At 69.9% G+C, this 18802-nt stretch carries 16 protein-coding genes and 1 pseudogene; 14 read left to right on the top strand and 3 right to left on the bottom strand.

Translation table 11 applies throughout. The features are described 5' to 3' along the window. The 5 genes and pseudogenes from ACU0BR_RS09815 to cobM form a co-directional block, all read left to right on the top strand. Positions 1-142 (top strand): annotated as a pseudogene (locus ACU0BR_RS09815) (IS481 family transposase); the annotation flags it as partial. A gap of 138 nt (positions 143-280) precedes the next feature. Continuing rightward, entirely contained in the window at positions 281-1474 is a 1194-nt protein-coding gene (cbiE, locus tag ACU0BR_RS09820) for a precorrin-6y C5,15-methyltransferase (decarboxylating) subunit CbiE (RefSeq protein ID WP_446156675.1), read from the top strand. Continuing rightward, the gene (gene cobI, locus ACU0BR_RS09825) at positions 1471-2169 is read left to right on the top strand and encodes a precorrin-2 C(20)-methyltransferase (protein WP_446156660.1); all 699 of its coding nucleotides are present in this window, start codon (positions 1471-1473) and stop codon (positions 2167-2169) included. The genes cbiE and cobI overlap by 4 nt, the downstream gene beginning before the upstream one ends. Next, complete coding sequence (gene cobJ / locus ACU0BR_RS09830; RefSeq protein WP_446156661.1) at positions 2162-3979, top strand: precorrin-3B C(17)-methyltransferase; 1818 nt, start codon at positions 2162-2164, stop codon at positions 3977-3979. Before cobI ends, cobJ begins: the two co-directional genes overlap by 8 nt. Further along, positions 3976-4746 carry a precorrin-4 C(11)-methyltransferase gene (gene cobM / locus ACU0BR_RS09835; RefSeq protein ID WP_446156662.1) on the top strand — a complete coding sequence of 257 codons (771 nt, stop codon included), beginning with the start codon at positions 3976-3978 and terminating at the stop codon, positions 4744-4746. Before cobJ ends, cobM begins: the two co-directional genes overlap by 4 nt. 85 nt (positions 4747-4831) lie before the next feature. Here cobM and ACU0BR_RS09840 read toward each other — a convergent pair whose 3' ends face one another. Beyond that, positions 4832-6127 carry a cobyrinate a,c-diamide synthase gene (locus tag ACU0BR_RS09840; RefSeq protein WP_446156663.1) on the bottom strand — a complete coding sequence of 432 codons (1296 nt, stop codon included), beginning with the start codon at positions 6125-6127 and terminating at the stop codon, positions 4832-4834. A gap of 2 nt (positions 6128-6129) precedes the next feature. After that, the gene (gene cobA / locus ACU0BR_RS09845) at positions 6130-7026 is read right to left on the bottom strand and encodes a uroporphyrinogen-III C-methyltransferase (protein ID WP_446156664.1); all 897 of its coding nucleotides are present in this window, start codon (positions 7024-7026) and stop codon (positions 6130-6132) included. 95 nt (positions 7027-7121) lie between these two features. On the opposite strand from cobA, the gene ACU0BR_RS09850 reads away from it, so the two are divergent. From ACU0BR_RS09850 to ACU0BR_RS09890, 9 genes are all read left to right on the top strand, one after another. Then, positions 7122-8192, top strand: a complete 1071-nt coding sequence (locus ACU0BR_RS09850; protein ID WP_446156665.1) for a cobalt-precorrin-5B (C(1))-methyltransferase — start codon at positions 7122-7124, stop codon at positions 8190-8192. Next, positions 8189-8923, top strand: coding sequence for a cobalt-precorrin-6A reductase (locus ACU0BR_RS09855; RefSeq protein WP_446156666.1), 735 nt, complete (start codon positions 8189-8191; stop codon positions 8921-8923). Before ACU0BR_RS09850 ends, ACU0BR_RS09855 begins: the two co-directional genes overlap by 4 nt. 128 nt (positions 8924-9051) lie before the next feature. Continuing rightward, positions 9052-10149 (top strand): cobalamin biosynthesis protein CobW, encoded by a 1098-nt coding sequence (gene cobW, locus ACU0BR_RS09860; RefSeq protein WP_446156667.1) that lies wholly within the window; start codon positions 9052-9054, stop codon positions 10147-10149. Beyond that, the gene (gene cobN / locus ACU0BR_RS09865) at positions 10149-13883 is read left to right on the top strand and encodes a cobaltochelatase subunit CobN (RefSeq protein WP_446156668.1); all 3735 of its coding nucleotides are present in this window, start codon (positions 10149-10151) and stop codon (positions 13881-13883) included. The genes cobW and cobN overlap by 1 nt, the downstream gene beginning before the upstream one ends. A 67-nt stretch (positions 13884-13950) precedes the next feature. Beyond that, positions 13951-14307, top strand: a complete 357-nt coding sequence (locus ACU0BR_RS09870; protein WP_446156669.1) for a CidA/LrgA family protein — start codon at positions 13951-13953, stop codon at positions 14305-14307. Further along, on the top strand, positions 14304-15020 hold the full coding sequence (locus ACU0BR_RS09875; RefSeq protein ID WP_446156670.1) for an LrgB family protein: 717 nt from the start codon (positions 14304-14306) through the stop codon (positions 15018-15020). The genes ACU0BR_RS09870 and ACU0BR_RS09875 overlap by 4 nt, the downstream gene beginning before the upstream one ends. A 76-nt stretch (positions 15021-15096) precedes the next feature. Further along, positions 15097-15705: a cob(I)yrinic acid a,c-diamide adenosyltransferase gene (gene cobO / locus ACU0BR_RS09880; protein WP_446156671.1), complete on the top strand. Its 609-nt coding sequence runs from the start codon at positions 15097-15099 to the stop codon at positions 15703-15705. A 55-nt stretch (positions 15706-15760) separates the two neighbouring features. Beyond that, a complete protein-coding gene (locus ACU0BR_RS09885; protein ID WP_446156672.1) occupies positions 15761-17257 on the top strand; it encodes a cobyric acid synthase in 1497 nt (498 codons plus the stop codon). A gap of 63 nt (positions 17258-17320) precedes the next feature. Further along, positions 17321-18307, top strand: a complete 987-nt coding sequence (locus ACU0BR_RS09890; protein WP_446156673.1) for a Gfo/Idh/MocA family protein — start codon at positions 17321-17323, stop codon at positions 18305-18307. A 67-nt stretch (positions 18308-18374) separates the two neighbouring features. On the opposite strand, the gene ACU0BR_RS09895 is transcribed toward ACU0BR_RS09890, so the two are convergent. Continuing rightward, positions 18375-18802: M3 family metallopeptidase (locus ACU0BR_RS09895; RefSeq protein ID WP_446156674.1), on the bottom strand; the 428-nt coding region annotated here is incomplete at its 5' end.

The following is an 18802-nucleotide window of genomic DNA, read 5'->3' on the forward strand; positions in this document are numbered from 1 at the left end:
CCGCTATGTCTGGCTCTATAACCAGCAGCTCCCTCAATCGGCCTTGGGAAGCAAGACGCCCTTGCAGGCGATGAAAGACTGGCACAATCGCAAGCCGAAGCTGTTCAAGAAACAGCCATACTACCTGCCGGGATGTGACACTTATGGGCATTTCGATGAGCGCGCGTCGGCGCAGAGGGCAGAGCCCGACCGAGGGGGGCGCGAAAGCGCCCGCCTGGGGGGCGGGCGGGCGCTGCCCGGTGTTTCACACCGGGCGGATTGGTCGTTTTGGGGCCGCGCCATGACCCCCTGGCTGCACATCATCGGCATCGGCGAGGATGGCTGGGACGGTCTTTCCCCGGCCGCGCAATCCGCGCTGGAGGCGGCCGAACTCATCGTCGGCGGCGACCGGCACCACGGGCTCGCCCCGCATCTGGGGGCTGAGCGGCGGCGCTGGCCCAGCCCCTTTCGCGCCATGGTCGAGGAGATCGGCGCAGAGCGCGGGCGGCGGGTCTGCGTGCTGGTGACGGGCGATCCGCTCTGGTACTCGGCCGGAGCTTTCTTCGCCAGGGGCTTCGCGCCCGAGGAGCTGTGCTATCATCCGCATCTGTCGGCCTTTCAGCTGGCCTGCGCGCGGATGCGCTGGTCGCTGGCGGATGTGGAGACGCTGACCGTCCACGGCCGACCCGCCGAACAGGTGGTGCCCTTCTTCGCCGACGGGCTGCGATTGGTGATCCTGACGCAGGACGCCACCACCCCCGCCGCCATCGCGCATCTGCTGGCCGAGCGTGGTTTCGGCCCCAGCCGGATGACGGTACTGGCCGCACTCGGCGGCCCGAACGAGGCGCGGATCGAGGGGGTGGCGCAGGATTGGGTGGCTGAGGTTCCCGATTTCCACGTCCTGGCGGTGGAGGTGGCCGCCGCCCCCGATGCCCGCCCGCTGCCGCGCTGGGGGCTGCCGGACGCGGCCTTCACCCATGACGGCAAGATGACCAAGCGCGAGCTGCGCACGCTGACGCTGGCGGCGCTGGCGCCCCGGCGGGGACAGCGGCTTTGGGATATCGGGGCGGGCTGCGGCTCGGTCGCGATCGAATGGCTGCGCGCCGACCGCGACATGGAGGCCACGGGCCTGGAGCCCGACGCCGATCGTCGCGCGATGGCCGCCGCCAATGCCACGCGGCTGGGCACGCCGCGGCTGCGCCTGCTGGACGCCCGCGCGCCCGAAGGCTTGGCGGATCTGCCGCGCCCCGACGCGGTCTTCATCGGCGGCGGGTTGAGCCGCGCCGTGGCCGAGGCCGCGCTGGCCGCACTGCCGCGTCACGGGCGGCTCGTCGCCAATGCCGTGACGCTGGAATCGGAGGCGCTGCTGGCCGAGTTGCACGCAGCCCACGGCGGCAGCCTGATCCGCGTGGCCGTGTCGCGCGCCGAGACCATCGGGCGTTATCGCGGCTGGCGGCCGCAGATGCCCGTCACCCAATGGAGCCTGATGACATGAGCGGCACGCTTTACGGGGTCGGCGTCGGTCCCGGCGATCCCGATCTACTGACGCTGCGGGCGCACCGGCTGATCACCGGCGCCACCGTCGTGGCCTATCCCGCGCCCGACACCGGCGAGAGCTTCGCGCGGCGCATCGTGGCGGAGTACCTGCCCGAGGGCCTGCGCGAAATCCCGATCGTCGTGCCGATGAAACACGCGCGTTTCCCCGCGCAGGAGGTTTACGACCGCGCCGCGGCCGAGATCGCAGAGCAGCTGGACGCAGGCCGCGACGTGGTGGTGCTGTGCGAGGGCGATCCGTTCTTCTATGGCTCCTTCATGTATCTCTTCGCCCGGCTGGAGGGCCGCTTTCCGGTGCGGATCGTGCCCGGCGTCAGCTCACTGGGTGCGGTGACGGCGGCGGCGCGGCGCCCGCTTTGCGCCCGCGAGGAAACGCTGAGCGTGCTGCCCGCCACGATGCCCGAGCATGATCTGGCCGCGCGTCTGGTGCGCACCGACGCCTGTGCGATCATGAAGCTCGGCCGTCATTTCGCCAAAGCCCGCCGCGTGGTCGAAAGGCTCGGCCTGACCGGGCGGGCGGTCTTCGTCAGCCATGCCTCTCTGCCGCAGCAGATCTGCTGCCCGCTGGTCGAGGCCCCCGAGACGGCGCCCTATTTCTCGATGATCCTCATTCCCGGCAAGGACGCCCATGTCTGAACACGCACCGCTCTCGCCCGTCATTGTCTGCATCCTGTCCTCGGCCCTGCCGCTGGCCGAACGGCTGGGGGCGGCGCTGGAGGCACGCATCGACCTGCGCGGGCGCGATTTCGCGCAGGTGAGCGTACATTTGCAGGGGCTTTTCCTGGCCGGGCATCCGATCGTCGCGGTTGCGGCCAGCGGCATCGTCATCCGCAGCCTCGCGCCGGTTCTGGCCGACAAGCGGGCGGAGCCGCCGGTGCTGTCGGTGGCCGGGGACGGCAGTGCCGTGGTGCCGCTGCTGGGCGGGCATCACGGCGCCAACGACCTGGCCCGCCGCGCCGCCGCAGCGCTGGAGGCGGGCGCCCAGGTGACCACGGCCGGCGACGTGCGGCTGGGCGTGGCGCTCGATGAGCCGCCCGAGGGCTGGGTGCTGGAGACGCCCGAGGACGCAAAGCCCGCGATGGCGGCGCTGCTGGCGGGCGCACCCGCGACCCTGTCGGGGCAGGCGGACTGGCTGGCGCCGCTGCTGCCGCGCGTGACGCTGGCCACCGCGCCCGATGCGGATGCGCCCGTGGTGCTGTCGGTCGAGGGCTGCGCGCCGCTGGTCTGGCGGCGGCGCGGCTTCGCGCTGGGCGTGGGCTGCGCGCGCGGCTGCAAGCCAGACGAGCTGATCGGGCTGGTCGGCACGACGCTGGCCGACGCGGGCCGCGCGCAGGCCGAGGTGGCGGCGGTCCATTCCATCGATCTGAAATCCGATGAGGCTGCGATCCATGCGCTGGCCGCCCATCTGGGCGTGCCCGCGCGTTTCCACTCCGCCGCGGCGCTGGAGGAGATGACGCCGCGGCTCGCCAACCCGTCCGACGTGGTCTTCGCCGAGGTCGGCTGCCACGGCGTGGCCGAGGGCGCGGCGCTGCTGGCCGCAGGCCCCGACGCAGCCCTGGAGGTCGAGAAGCACAAATCGGCGGAAGCCACCTGCGCGCTGGCGCGACTGGGCGAGGGCGGCGCCGAGGGCCGCGCGCGCGGGCATCTGGCGGTGGTGGGCATCGGCCCCGGCCAGGCCGAATGGCGCACCCCCGAGGCCAGCCGCCTGATCGCCGAGGCGGAGGAGCTGGTGGGCTACGGGCTCTACCTCGATCTGCTGGGGCCCGCCGCGCGCGACAAGCAGTCCCGCGAGTTCGCCCTGGGCGAGGAGGAGGCGCGCTGCCGCTACGCGCTGGAACGCGCGGGCGAGGGGCGGCGCGTGGCGCTGATCTGCTCGGGCGACGCGGGGATCTACGCGATGGGCGCGCTGGTGATGGAGCTGATCGACCGGCCCGAGGATCAGGGCGGCGTCAGCGCCGCGGCCAAGCGCGTGGCGCTGACCCATGCGCCCGGCATCTCTGCCCTGCAAGCCGCATCGGCGCGGGCGGGGGCGCTGCTGGGCCATGATTTCTGCACCATCTCGCTGTCGGATCTGCTGACCCGGCGCGAGGCGATCGTCAAACGTCTGCACGCCGCCGCCGAGGGCGATTTCGTCATCGCCTTCTACAACCCCGTGTCGCGTCGCCGCCGCACCCTGCTGGCCGAGGCGCGCGAGATCCTGCTCGACCACCGCCCGGCCGATACGCCGGTGCTGCTGGCCTCGAACCTCGGGCGTCCGACGGAAAAGCTGACCCTGCGCACGCTGGCGACCTTGCAGGTCGATGAGGTCGACATGCTGACCATCGTTCTGATCGGCGCCTCCACCAGCCGGGTCACGGCCTCGGGGGATGTCTGCGCGGGCGCGGGCGGCAACTGGATTTTCACACCGCGCGGCTACGGCCGCAAGATCGACGGGGATCTCTCATGACTGTCTACTTCATCGGCGCCGGCCCCGGCGATCCGGACCTTATCACCGTCAAGGGCCAGCGCCTGATCGCGCGATGCCCGGTCTGCCTCTATGCGGGCTCCCTCGTGCCCGAGGCCGTCGTGGCCGGCGCGCCCGAGGGGGCGCGGGTGATCGACACAGCGCCGCTGCACCTCGACGAGATCATGGCCGAGATCGAGACCGCCCATGCCGCCGGTCACGACGTGGCGCGGGTGCATTCGGGCGACCCCTCGCTTTACGGCGCGATCGCGGAACAGATCCGGCGTCTGCGCGCGGCGGGGATCGATTTCCAGATCATCCCCGGCGTGCCCGCCTATGCCGCCGCCGCTGCCGCCCTGGGGCAGGAGCTGACCGTGCCCGAGGTGGCGCAGACGGTGATTCTGACGCGCACCGCGATGAAGTCGTCGCAGATGCCCGAGGGCGAGGATCTGGCGACCCTGGGCCGCAGCCGCGCGACGCTGGCGATCCATCTGTCGGTGCGCAACCTTCTGCATGTCGAACGCGAGCTTGCGCCGATCTACGGGGCCGACTGCCCGGTGATCGTGGCCTATCGCGTCGGCTGGCCCGACGAGGCCTTCCTGCGCGGCACGCTGGCCGACATCCGCGCCAAGGTGCGGGCGGAAAAGCTGACGCGCACGGCGCTGGTCTTCGTGGGCCGGATCTTCGAAGCGACCGAGTTTCCCGACAGCGCGCTCTACGACGCCGCGACGCCGCATATCCTGCGCCCCAAACGCAAGAAGAGCGCCTGAACCCACGCGCTGCCGCGCGCCGCTTCTTCTTGGATGAAATACTCCCGCCGGAGGCGAATTTCACGCGGCACGCGGTCTTTGGGTTTCAGCCCCGGGCGATCACATGCGCGAAGGATCCGCAGACCTTCCCGCGCCGCAGCCCCATCGCGGGCAGCGGGGCGCCCGCGCCGTCCCGCGCCTCGAACAGCCGGTCGGCGCGGCCCTCTTCGACGATGGTGGCGTAGTGGAATTCATGCGCCATCAGCGCCCCCGCAAAGGGCGCGCCGGGGCAGGGGGTCAGCCGCCGGTAGCCCAGCGTCAGCCTGCGCCGCGCGAAAGAGGTGCGCAGCGGCAGCAGGCCCAGCATCGGATGCGCCACGCCGGTCGCATCCTCCAGCGCTTCGCCCAGCACCATGTAGCCGCCGCATTCGCCGTAGATCGCCGCCCCCGCCGCGGCGGCGCGCTGCATCCCCGCGCGAAACCGGCGCGCACCGACCAGCGTGTCTGCATGCAGTTCGGGATAGCCGCCGGGCAGGTGGATCGCCTGCGCGCGCGGGTCGGGGGGCTCATCGGCAAGGGGTGAAAAGGGCAGCACTTCCGCCCCTGCGGCACGCCAGTCGTCCAGAAGATGCGGATAGAAAAAGCCGAACGCCCGGTCGCGCGCCACCGCCACCACCTGCGCGGGCGGCGGCAGATCGGGGCGCGGCGGGTCGGAACGCGCGGGCGCAAGTGGCACGGCCGCCCCCAGCAGCACCTCCAGGTCCAGATGGGTCTCCACCTGATCGGCGGCATGGTCGAGAAACGCGCTCAGTCCGGCGGTCTCGCTGGCTTGCACCAGCCCCAGATGCCGCTCCGGCAGGGCAAGGCCCGCATCGCGGGGCAGCGCCCCCAAGACCGGAAATCCGGCCTCGCGCAAGCGGGCGGAGGCCAGAGCAACGTGCCGCGCCGATCCCGCGGGGTTCGCGATCACGCCCGCCTGGTCCAGATCCGGGCAAAGCGCGCGCAGCCCGGCCGGCGCCAGTACCGCCGACTGCCCCTGCTTGGCCACGTCGAGCACCAGCACCACCGGCAGCCCCAGCACGCGGGCGAGATCCGCGACCGAGCCGCGCCCGTCGGCGCCCGCGTCGAGCACCCCCATCGCCCCTTCGACGATCAGCACCGCGCCGCCTTGCGCCGCCGCCCGCGCGCGCAGCAGATCGGGGCCCATCGCCCAGCCATCCAGATTGACCGAAGCCTGCCCGCAGGCCACGGCGTGAAAGGCGGGGTCGATGTAGTCGGGGCCGCTTTTCGCCGCGCGTACATCGATGCCGCGCCGCGCCAGCGCACGCATCAATCCCAGCGTCACGGTGGTCTTGCCCGCGCCCGACGACGGCGCCGCAAGGATGAACCCGCGCGCGCCCAAGCTCAGCCCGCGTCGGAGATGGATTTCGTGTTCATCGGGTCCAGATCGCGCGGCGCGCGGCCCGCGATCTGCCCGGCCCAGTCGATCACCTGGCGCATGCGGACCACCTCGCCCACGCAGACGATGGCGGGGGCGGCGATCCCTGTGCGGTCCACATCGCCGACCACCTGCGCCAGCGTCGATTCCAGCACCACCATGTCGGGGCGGGTGGCGTTCTGCACCACCGCCACCGGGGTCTCGCCGCTGCGCCCGGCCGCCATCAGCGCCCCGGTGATCTGCGCCAGATGCTTGATCGCCATGTAGAGCACGATGACCGGGGACCCCTTGGCCAGCGCCTGCCAGTCGATGGCAGAGGGGGCCGCGCCGCTCTGGTCGTGGCCGGTGACGAAGGTGACGGCCTGGTTCACGTCGCGGTGGGTGACGGGGATTCCCGCATAGCCCAGCCCGCCGATGCCCGCGCTGACGCCCGGCGTCACGCGAAACGGCACGCCCGCCTGCACCAGCGCCTGCGCCTCTTCGCCGCCGCGCCCGAAAACGAAGGGATCGCCCCCCTTCAGCCGCAGCACCCGCTTGCCCGCGCGCGCCAGCTCGATCAGCCGCAGCGAGATGTCGCGCTGCTGCGCCGAGGGCTTGCCGCCGCGCTTGCCCGCATATTCGATATCCGCATCCGCGCGGCGCCAGGCCAGCAGCCGCTCGTCGACCAGCGCGTCATAGATGATCACATCGGCGCGCTTCAGCGCCGCCAACCCCTGCACGGTCATCAGCCCCGGCTCTCCGGGGCCCGCACCCACCAGCCAGACCAGCCCGGGCGGAAAGGCAGGCACGTCCAGGCCCGGCAGGTCCAGGCCCAGAAAATCTGCCGCACCGGGCGCGGCTGTGGAAGGGGGGGTCATGCTCATTGCCATCTCATATACCGCCGCGCGCCGGGTGGCGAGACGGGATGCGCCGTTTTTGGGGCTGGAGGCGTCATCCGATCCGTGCTTTGACTTTGGCCATGGTGCGCAAACCAGATGGCCCCCTGAGAACCGGCTTCACCACCGGTGCCTGCGCGACCGCCGCGGCGGCGGCGGCGGCGGGCGCGCTGTTGACAGGCGAATGGGTGGACCCGGTCGAGATCACGCTGCCGCGCGGCCAGCGCGTGATGTTCCCGCTGCACGCGCATGCACGCGGCCCGGGGTGGGCGCGGGCGTCGGTCATAAAGGATGCGGGTGACGACCCGGACGTGACCAATGGCGCGGAAATCGTGGTGACGGTCTCATCGGGTGTCGCGGACGGCGGGATAGGTTTCGTGGCGGGCGCAGGCGTGGGGCGTGTCACCCGCCCCGGTCTGCCCGTCGCAGTGGGAGAGCCCGCAATCAACCCGGTGCCGCGCCAGATGATAACCCAAGCCGTGAGCGATGTCGCGCAAGCTGCTGGAATGCCGCCCGATTTCACCGTCGAAGTGTCGGTGGTGAACGGGGCCGAGCTGGCCGCGAAAACCTGGAATCCGCGTCTCGGGATCGAGGGCGGGCTGTCGATCCTGGGCACCACCGGCATCGTGCGCCCGTTTTCCTGCGCGGCGTGGATCGCTTCCATCCATCGGGGCGTGGATGTGGCGCGGGCCTCGGGGCTGGGGCATGTGGCGGGCGCGACCGGGGCCACTTCGGAACGGGTGGCGCAGGCGCATCTGGGGCTGCCGGATCACGCGATGCTCGACATGGGGGATTTCGCGGGCGGCATGCTGAAATACCTGCGCCGCCATCCGGTGGCGCGGGTTACCGTGGCTGGCGGGTTCGGCAAGCTCGCGAAGCTGGCGCAGGGGGCGCTCGATCTGCATTCCGGCCGCAGCCAGGTGGATTTCGCCCGCCTGGCCGCGCTGGTCCCGCCGCAGCAGCGCGCGGCGGTGGCGGGGTGCAACACGGCGATGCAGGCGCTGGAGCTGGCGGGCGCGCCGCTGGCGCAGGCCGTGGCGCGCGACGCGCGCCGTGTCGCCGCGCAGACGGTGGGGGCCGGGGCCGGAATCGCCCTGGACATCATGATCGTGGATCGTGCGGGGCGTATCGTTGCCGAGGCTTTCGCACCGTGAGACATGTGCTTTTGCTGGGCGGCACCGCCGAGGCGCGTGCGCTGGCCGCCCGGCTGGCAGAGGGCGCGCCGGGCTGGCGGGTGACGGCGTCGCTGGCCGGGATGACGCGCCAGCCGCAGCCCTATGGTGTCGCCACGCGTGTCGGCGGTTTTGGCGGCGCGGCGGGACTGGGTGCCTTCCTGCGGGCGGAGCGGGTTGCGGCGCTGATCGACGCGACCCATCCGTTTGCCATGTCGATATCGCGAAACGCAGCCGATGCCGCGCAGGACTGCGGCGTGCCGCTGCTGCGCCTGACGCGCACGCCCTGGGTGGCGGGCGCGGGCGACGATTGGCGCGCTGTCGCCTCGCTGGCGGAGGCCGCGGCCCTGCCGCCGCCGGGCGCGCGGGTTTTCCTGGCGCTTGGAGCGGGGGGCGCCGATGCCTTCGGTGCGCGCGACGACCTGACGCTGCTGCTGCGGGTGATCGAGCCGCCCGCGCATCCGCCCGCACATATGCGGGTAATGATCGCGCGGCCGCCCTTTTCGACAGCGGATGAGCGGCGCCTGCTGCGCGATTTCCGCGCCACGCATCTGGTGACCAAGAATTCCGGCGGCGCCATGGGGTTGTCCAAGCTGCGCGCGGCGGCGGAGCTGAGGCTGCCGGTGATCATGCTCGAGCGTCCCGCCCCGCCCGGGGGCGTGCAGGTCGATGGGGTGCAGGGCGCGCTGGAGTGGCTTGCAACCCTTGCCTGAGCGCCCGCGGGCGGGGCCGTGCCGAGGCCTTCGGCGAGGATATTTTCGCGACAATGAGACAAGCGGGACGAGTTGCCGAAGCAGGCGGTTTGATCTAGGCCTTGGCCAAACGAATGAGAGGGGCCGAGATGGCGCAGAAGATACCGGCAACCGTGGTGACGGGATTTCTTGGGGCGGGCAAGACCACGCTGATCCGCCACCTGATCGAGAATGCGAACGGGCGGCGCATTGCGCTGGTCATCAATGAATTCGGGGATCTCGGCGTGGACGGCGAGATCCTGAAAGGCTGCGGCATCGAGGGCTGCGCAGACGACGATGTGGTGGAACTGTCGAACGGCTGCATCTGCTGTACCGTGGCCGAGGATTTCATTCCCGCCCTGCAAAAGCTGATCGACCGCGACGATGCGCCCGATCACATCGTGATCGAGACCTCGGGGCTGGCGCTGCCGCAACCGCTGGTGCGCGCCTTCGGCTGGCCTGACATCCGCACCCGCGTGACGGTCGACGGGGTGGTCGCGGTGGTCGATGGCCCCGCCCTGGCCGCGGGGCGTTTCGCCGCCGATGAGGCCGCCGTGGATCGCCAGCGCGCGGCCGACGACGGGCTGGATCATGAGACCCCGCTGTCCGAGCTGTTCGAGGATCAGTTGGCCTGCGCCGACATGGTGGTGGTCAACAAGGCCGATTTGCTGGGCGCGGGCGCGGGCGCGCTGGCGGAACGATTGAAGGGCGAGGTGCGCGGCGGCGTATCGGTGATCCAGGCGCAGATGGGACGGGTCGATCCGGCGGTGCTGCTGGGTCTGGGCATCGGTGCCGAGGACGACATGGCGACGCGCCACGAGCTGCATCACCATCACCATCACCATCACGACTATGATGACGGCCATGACGACCATGACGACCGCGAGAACCACACGCATGAGCACGAACACGGGCATGACGCATTCGAAAGTTTCGTCGTGGAGCTGCCCGAAATCACCGATGCCGACGCGTTGCGCGGTGCGGTGCAGGGGGCGATCGACGCGCATGATCTGCTGCGGGTGAAGGGCTTCGCCGCGATCGCGGGCAAGCCCCTGCGACTGGTGGTGCAGGCGGTGGGGCCGCGCATCGACAGCTATTTCGACCGCCCCTTCGCGGGGACGGAGCCGCGCGGCACGCGGCTGGTGGTGATCGGTATGCAGGGGCTGGACCGCGAGGCGATCTCAGCCGCCCTGTCGAAGGCCGCCTGATGCATCTGCTGGCCGCGACCCCGGGACAGGTTTCCGACGGGTCGGAGCCTGTCGATCCGGGCCAGAGCCCGGCGGAAATCGTGTTCCTGTCCGCCGCCGACACCGAACTGGCCGCGCTGTCGCAGGCGCGCCAGGACATGGGCGGGGACGCGCCCGAATTGCGGCTGGGCAATCTGGGCTGGCTGTCGCATCCGTTCACGGTCGATAAATATATCGACGATACGCTGAAGGGCGCGCGTCTGGTGATCGTGCGCACGCTTGGCGGCGCGGCCTACTGGAGCTACGCGGTCGAGCAGATGGCCGCGCGCCTGGGAAAGGCCGGGGTGGCGCTGGCGTTGCTGCCGGGGGATGACAAGCCGGATGCGGAGCTGGCGGCGCTGTCCACCGTCGGGCGCGAGGATTGGCATGCGCTCTGGTCCTACATGGTCGAAGGCGGGCCGGTGAACGCGCAGCGGATGCTGGGCTATGCGGCTTACATGCTGGGCCGGGGCGCGGCACCGCGCGGGGCGGAGCCCCTGCTGAGGGCCGGCTATTACTGGCCGGGCGACGGCGTCGCGGATGCGGCGGCCCTGCGCGCCCACTGGACCGGGGGCGCGCCGGTGGTCGCGGTGGTGTTTTACCGCGCGCTGTTGCAGGGCGCGGGGCTGCATCCGATCAACCAGATGATCAAGGCGCTGTTGCGGCGGGGCTTGAACCCGTTGCCGGTGTTCGTGGCCTCGCTGAAGGATCCGGTGTCGAAGGGCACGTTGGAGGCGGTCTTTGCCGACGCGCCGCCCGCATTGGTGATCAACGCCACCAGCTTTGCCGTGTCATCGCCCGACCCGGCGCAATGGGGCGAGGCGCGCGCGGCGACCGTGCTGGACGCGCCGGGTCGGCCGGTCTTGCAAATGGTGCTGTCGGGCGGCGCGCGGGAGGCGTGGGAGGATAGCCCGCGGGGATTGAACGCACGCGACATTGCCATGAATGTGGCCCTGCCCGAGGTCGATGGCCGCCTGCTGACGCGCGCGGTCAGCTTCAAGGGCGAGGCTTATTTCGACGAGGCCACGCAATGCGCCATCGCGGCCTATCGCGCCGACAACGGGCGGGTAGGTTTCGTGGCCGATCTGGCGGCGAACTGGGTCAGGCTGGCGCAGACGGACACGGACCAACGGCGCGTGGCGCTGGTGCTCGCGAATTATCCCAACAAGGACGGGCGGCTGGCCAATGGCGTGGGGCTGGACACGCCCGCCGCCACCGTGGGGGTGCTGGAGGCGATGGCGGCCGAAGGCTACCGCCTGGTCGATCCGCCCGCCGATGGCGCCCAGCTGATGGCGCGGATTCTCGCGGGTCCGACGAACTGGCTCACCGACCGCGCGCGGCGGCAGGGCGGGGTCGATCTGTCGCTGGCGGAATATCACATGGCCTACGGCGGGCTGCCGCTGGAGCTGCGCCAGCGCATCGAGGAGCGCTGGGGCCCGCCGGAGGGCGACCCGTTCTTCGAGCCCGGAGAGGTGGATTGCGGGCGATTCAAGCTTTCCGTTCTGCAATTCGGGAATGTCGTGGTCGGGGTGCAGCCCGCGCGCGGCTACAACATCGACCCGACCGACAGCTATCACAGCCCCGATCTGGTGCCGCCGCATAACTATCTTGCCTTCTACTTCTGGCTTAGGTTTAACTTCAACGCACAAGCTGTTGTTCATATGGGTAAACATGGGAACCTGGAATGGTTGCCGGGCAAGGCCGTCGCGCTGAGCGACGCCTGCCTGCCGGAGGCCGTTCTGGGGCCGATGCCGCATGTCTACCCCTTTATCGTCAACGATCCGGGCGAAGGCACCCAAGCCAAGCGCCGCGCGCAGGCGGTGATCGTGGATCACCTGACGCCACCGCTGACGCGGGCGGAAACCTACGGGCCGCTGCGCGATCTCGAAGCGCTGGTCGACGAATATTACCAGGCGGCCGGGGTGGACCCGCGGCGGATCGACTATCTGCGCCGCGAGATCCTGACGCTCATGTCCGCGTCGGGTCTGGATGCGGATGCGGGGGTGAGCGGCGACGAGGATGCGGATTCGCGGCTGGCCAAGCTCGACGCCTATCTGTGCGACCTGAAGGAAGCCCAGATCCGCGACGGGCTGCATGTCTTCGGGCAGGCACCGCAAGGGCGGCTGGAACGCGATCTGACGATTGCGCTGGTGCGGGTGCCGCGCGGGCGCGGGCAGGGCGGCGATGCGTCGTTGCACCGCGCGATTGCCGCGGATCTGGGGCTGGGGATCGACCCGCTCGATTGCGATATGGCCGCCGCGCATGTCGGGCCGCGCCCCGGGGTGCTGGCCGGTCGGACGGAGGACATCTGGCGCACCAACGGCGACACGGTCGAGCGGGTGGAGCTGCTGGCCTGCGCGCTGCTGGACGGGCAGGCAGAGCCCCCCGGTGCCGCCAGCGCCGCGGTGATGGAGCGGATCGGCGCGGTGGTGCGCCCCGCCGTCGCCGCCTGCGGCCCGGGCGAAATGCGCGGCCTGCTGGATGCGCTGGCCGGGCGGTTCATCGCGCCCGGTCCCTCCGGCGCGCCGACGCGGGGGCGGCTGGACGTGCTGCCCACCGGGCGCAACTTCTTTTCCGTCGACAGCCGGGCGCTGCCGACGCGGGCGGCCTGGTCGCTGGGATGGAAATCGGCGTCGATGCTGATCGACCGGCATTTGCAGGATCACGGCGACTGGCCGCGCGCCATCGCGCTGACGGCCTGGGGCACCGCCAATATGCGCACCGGCGGCGACGATATCGCGCAGGCGCTGGCGCTGATGGGGTGCAGGCCCAAATGGGACGAGATGTCGGGCCGCGTCACCGGGTTCGAGATCATTCCCGCCACCGCTCTGGGACGTCCGCGCGTGGATGTGACGTTGCGGGTCTCGGGCTTTTTCCGCGATGCATTTCCGGCGCAGGTCGATCTGGTGGCCTCGGCCGCGCGCGCCGTGATGCAGCTCGACGAAGCCGAGGCCGACAACCCCGCCGCCGCGCGGTTCAGGGATGACCGGGCCACACTGGGCGAGGACCGCGCGGGGTTCCGTGTCTTCGGCGCCAAGCCCGGGGCCTATGGCGCGGGGCTGCAGGCGATGATCGACGAACGGCTCTGGGACAGCACCGCCGATCTTGTGGACGCCTTCCTCGGTTGGGGGGGCTACGCCTATGGCGGCGGGGTCGAGGGCGCGCCCGCCCGCGCGGAATTCGCACATCGGCTCGGCCAGGCGGATGCGGTGGTGCAAAATCAGGACAACCGCGAGCACGATCTGCTGGACAGCGACGACTATTACCAGTTCGAGGGCGGCATGACCGCCACCGTCACCCATCTGCGCGGACAGGCGCCCGCCACCTATCACAACGACCATTCCCGCCCCGAACGCCCGGTCATCCGCACGCTGGAGGAGGAGATCGCCCGCGTCACCCGATCGCGCGCGGCCAATCCCAAGTGGATCGACGGGGTGAAGCGTCACGGCTACAAGGGCGCGTTCGAGATGGCCGCGACCGTCGATTACCTCTTCGCCTTCGCCGCCACCACCGGCGCGGTGCGCAACCATCACTTCGATCTGCTCTACGAGGCCTATCTGGACGACGACGCCACGCGCGACTTCATCGCGGCCAACAACGCGCCTGCATTGCGCGAAATGGCGGAGCGATTCAGCGAGGCGATATCGCGCGGCCTCTGGCGGCCGCGCAGCAATTCCGCCGCGGCCAGGCTGGCGGATCTGGCAGGCGGGCCGTGACCGGCACGCCGCGGGGGCGCGGCCCCCGGGCCCCCGGGATATTTGCGACCAGAAGAAGGGGGGCGCGATGATTCTGCATCTGGCTGTGATCCTGGGGTTTCAGTTGCTCGGCGAGCTCGCGGTGCGCGGCCTCGGGCTGGCGATTCCCGGGCCGGTCGTCGGCATGGCGCTGTTGCTGACGCTCTTTCTGCTGATACCGCGCGCGGCGGAGGCGATCCGGCCGACGGCGCAGGGGTTGCTGGCGCATCTGTCGTTGCTTTTCGTGCCCGCGGGGGTCGGGGTGGTCGGGCATCTCGATACGCTGGGCAGCGCGGGGCTGCCGGTCCTGATCGCGATCGTTTTCAGCACGGTGCTGACCATCGCGGTCGCCGCGCTGGTTTTCGTCGGCGTCGCCCGTCTGGCCGGGGGCGCCGCGGACGAATGACCGATTTCGCCGAAATCTGGAGCTATCTGGCCGCCGATCCGCTGCTGTGGCTGACGCTCACGCTGGGGGCCTATGTGATTGGCGATGCCGCGTTCCGCGCCTCGGGGCGCAAGCCCTGGGTCAACCCGGTTCTGATCGCGGTTACCCTGCTGGCAGCGGCGCTGCTGCTCAGCGGTACGCCCTATCCGGTCTATTTCGAGGGGGCGAAATTCGTGCATTTCATGCTCGGCCCCGCCACGGTGGCGCTGGCGGCGCCGCTGCATGCCAACCTGCCCAACATCCGGCGGGCGGTGTTGCCGATGGGCTGCGCGCTGCTCGCAGGGTCGCTGACGGCGGTGCTGAGCGTGACCGGCATCGGCTGGGCGCTCGGCCTGCGCGGAGAGCTGCTGCTGTCGCTCGCCCCGCGCTCCACCACCGCGCCCGTGGCCTTGGGCATCTCCGAGGCGATCGGCGGCTCGCCTACGCTGACGGCGGTGATGGTGATCGTCACCGGCATCATCGGCGCGATCGTGGTCACGCCCCTGCTGAACGCGCTGGGGCTGCGCGACTGGCGCGCGCGCGGCTTTGCCATCGGCATCGCCGCGCATGGCATCGGAACGGCGCGGGCCTTTCAGGTGAACGAAACCGCCGGCGCCTTCGCGGGCATCGGCATGGGGCTGAACGCGCTGCTGACGGCGTTGCTGGTGCCGGGCCTGGTGGCCTTGCTGTTCTGAGCGGATTGCAAAACCCTGCGCGCTCGCCCATGAAAGGCACAGCACAAACGGCACGGAACAGCATTGGGGGCCAGAGATGAGCGACGACACCGACCGCCACAACATGAAGATGGCCAAGAAGAAAGCCGCCCGCGACAAGATCATGGCCACCAAGACCGAGGAAAAAGGCCTGATCATCGTGCATACCGGCAAGGGCAAGGGCAAAAGCTCCTCCGCCTTCGGGATGATCTTCCGCTGCATCGCCCATGACATGCCCTGCGCCGTGGTGCAGTTCATCAAGGGCGGCATGTCCACCGGCGAGCGCGATCTGATCCTGTCGCATTTCGCCGATAAATGCGCCTTTCACACCATGGGCGAGGGCTTCACCTGGGAAACCCAGGACAAATCCCGCGATATCGAGATGGCCCAGGCCGCCTGGGCGCGTGCGAAAGAGCTGATCGCCGATCCCGCAAACCGCATGGTGCTGCTCGACGAGATCAACATCGCGATGCGCTACGATTACATCGATGTCGAAGAGGTCGTGACCTGGCTGGCCGCGCATAAGCCGCCGATGACGCATGTGGTGCTGACCGGGCGCAACGCGAAAGAGCCGCTGATCGAAGCCGCCGATCTGGTGACGGAGATGGAGCTGATCAAGCACCCCTTCCGCTCTGGCGTCAAGGCGCAGGCGGGCGTCGAATTCTGATCGCGCGGCCCGGCTCATTGTCGCGAAAATATCCCCGCCGGAGGCCCGCTTCCGCATGAGCCGCGCGTTGATGATCCAGGGCGCGGGGTCCAACGTGGGCAAGTCGATGCTGGTGGCGGGGCTGGCGCGCGCCTTTTCGCGGCGCGGGCTGCGCGTGGCGCCGTTCAAGCCGCAGAACATGTCCAACAACGCCGCCGTCACCCAGGACGGCGGCGAAATCGGGCGCGCGCAGGCGTTGCAGGCGCTGGCCTGCGGGCGAGCGCCGGTGACGGATATGAACCCCGTCCTGCTCAAGCCCGAAACCGACACCGGCAGTCAGGTCATCGTGCAGGGCAGGCGTCTGGCCACGGTCAGGGCGCGCGACTACGCGGCGCTGAAACCCCAGCTGATGGCGCGGGTTTTGCAAAGCTTTCACCGGCTGGCCGCCAGCGCCGATCTGGTGCTGGTCGAGGGCGCGGGTTCCCCGGCCGAGGTCAACCTGCGCGCGGGCGATATCGCCAACATGGGCTTCGCGCAGGCGGCGGGCGTGCCCGTCGTGCTGGTGGGTGACATCGATCGCGGCGGTGTGATCGCGCAGCTTCTGGGCACGCAGGCGGTGCTGGACCGGGCGGACGATGAGCTTGTAAAGGCCTTTGCGATCAACAAGTTTCGCGGTGACCCTGCGTTGTTCGATGAAGGCTATGCGCTGATCGCGCGGCGCACGGGCTGGCGGGGTGTGGGTGTCGTGCCCTGGTTCGCGCAGGCGCATCTGCTGCCGGCCGAGGATGCGCTGGACATTGTCGCGCCCGCGCGGCGCGGGGTCGGGGGGCAGGCGCTACGCATCGGCTGTCTGACCTTGTCGCGGATCGCCAATTTCGACGACCTCGACCCGCTTGCGGCCGAACCCGGTGTCGATCTGCGGATGATCCGCGCGGGCCAGGCGCTGCCGGGGGATCTGGATCTGGTGATCATTCCCGGCACCAAGTCCACCCGCGGTGATCTGGCCTTTCTGCGCGCGCAGGGTTGGGATATCGACCTGCGCGCCCATCTGCGGCGCGGCGGTCACCTGCTGGGGCTTTGCGGCGGCTACCAGATGCTGGGCCGCCTGATCGACGATCCCGACGGGCTCGAAGGGGGCGCGGGCACGCTCGACGGTCTCGGCCTGCTGGATGTGAGCACCCGGATGCAGCCGCAGAAACGGCTGACCCAGGTTCAGGCGCGGCACTGCGCCACCGGGGCCGGTGTGGCGGGCTATGAGATCCATATCGGTCATACCGAGGGCGCTGACTGCGCGCGCCCCTTTTGCACCGTGGACGGTACGCCGGAAGGTGCTACCTCTGCCGACGGGCGCGTCGCGGGCACCTATCTGCACGGGCTGTTCAACGACGATGGCTTCCGCGCGGCCTGGCTGCGCAATCTGGGCGCGGCGCCGGGGCAGGCAAGCTATGGCGCCACGGTCGAGGCGACGCTGGATGCGCTGGCCGATCATCTGGAACGCCATATGGATCTGGACGCGCTGCTGGCGCTGGCCGCCCCGGTGGCTGCGCCGCTGGCCGCGCCGGAAAAGGAATGATCGCGGCCTTTTGCACGCCCCGCGCGCAGGCTAGGCTGCGGGCGGACAACGAAGGGACGCAACATGCAGAAATCCATCCGGTGGGGCGTGCTGGGCGCGGCCAAGATCGCGCGGGAACACCTCTGCCCGGCAATCAACGAAAGCCGCCATGGCACCCTGGCGGCGCTGGCGACGCGCAATCCACAAAAGGCGCAAGCATTTTCAGAGCGTTATCCGACGCTGCGCATCCATGAAAGCTATGACGCGCTGTTGGCTGACCCGCAGATCGACGCGGTCTACATTCCGCTGCCCAACCACCTGCATGTGCCCTGGATCAAGAAATGCGTGGCGGCGGGCAAGCATGTGCTGTGCGAAAAGCCGATCGCGCTGCATGCCTCGGAAATCGACGAGCTGATCGCGCTGCGCGACGCCTCGGGGCTGCTGGTGGCGGAGGCGGTGATGGTGCTGCATCATCCGCAGTGGCACCGGGTGCGCGCGCTGCTTGCCGAGGGCGCGATCGGGCGGCTGCGGCAGGTCGACGGGGCCTTCTGCTTCAACAATGCCGCCGATGTGGAAAACATCCGCAACACGCCCGGTACCGGCGGCGGCGGGTTGCTCGACATCGGCGTCTACCCTTCGGTCGTCACCCGTTTCGTGACGGGGCTGGAGCCAGAGTTCGTCACCGCGCGCATCGAATATGAGGGCGGCGTCGACACCACCGCGCGGGTCCATGCCGCATTCAAGGATTTCGACCTGGATTTCTACTGCTCGCTGCGCATGGCGTTGCGCCAGGAAATGGTGTTCCACGGCGAAACCGGCTGGCTTCGCGTGACCGCGCCGTTCAACGCGAATATCTACGATTCCGAACGGATCGAGATCGTCCGCCCCGACCGTTCCGAGGTGGTGGAGCGTTTCCCCAACCGGCAGCAGTATGTATTGCAGATCGAAGCGTTCAACCGCAGCCTGCTGGAGGGGACAGCGTTTCCCTGTTCGCTGGAATTCTCACGCGGAACGCAGGCCTTGATCGACGCGGCCTTTGTCGACGGTGGCGGGGCGCCCGCCGCGCCATAGGCAGGCGGGCGGGCGCGATCGGCACGGCGGCGGGCGGCGTCAGTCGCCCGGACGAGTGGGCGGTGGCTCAGTCCTCCATCGCCTCCAGTTCGTCGATCATGCCTTCGATCATCGACAGGCCCTTGTCCCAGAACTTCGGGTCGCCCGCGTCCAGGCCGAAGGGCGCCAGCAGCTCCTTGTGGTGCTTCGATCCGCCCGCCTTGAGCATGTCGAAATACTTATCCTGGAAATCCTCCGCGCCTTCTTCGTAGACGGCGTAGAGCGCGTTCACCAGCCCGTCGCCGAAGGCATAGGCATAGACGTAGAAGGGCGAGTGCACGAAATGCGGGATATAGGCCCAGAAGGTTTCATAGCCGTCCATATAGTCGAAGACCGGGCCCAGGCTTTCGGCCTGCACGCTCATCCACAGGGCGATGATGTCATCGGGCGTCAGCTCGCCGTTGCGCCGCGCGGCGTGCAGCTTGCATTCGAAATCGTAAAAGGCGATCTGGCGCA

It is taken from the genome of Brevirhabdus sp., assembly GCF_052826345.1.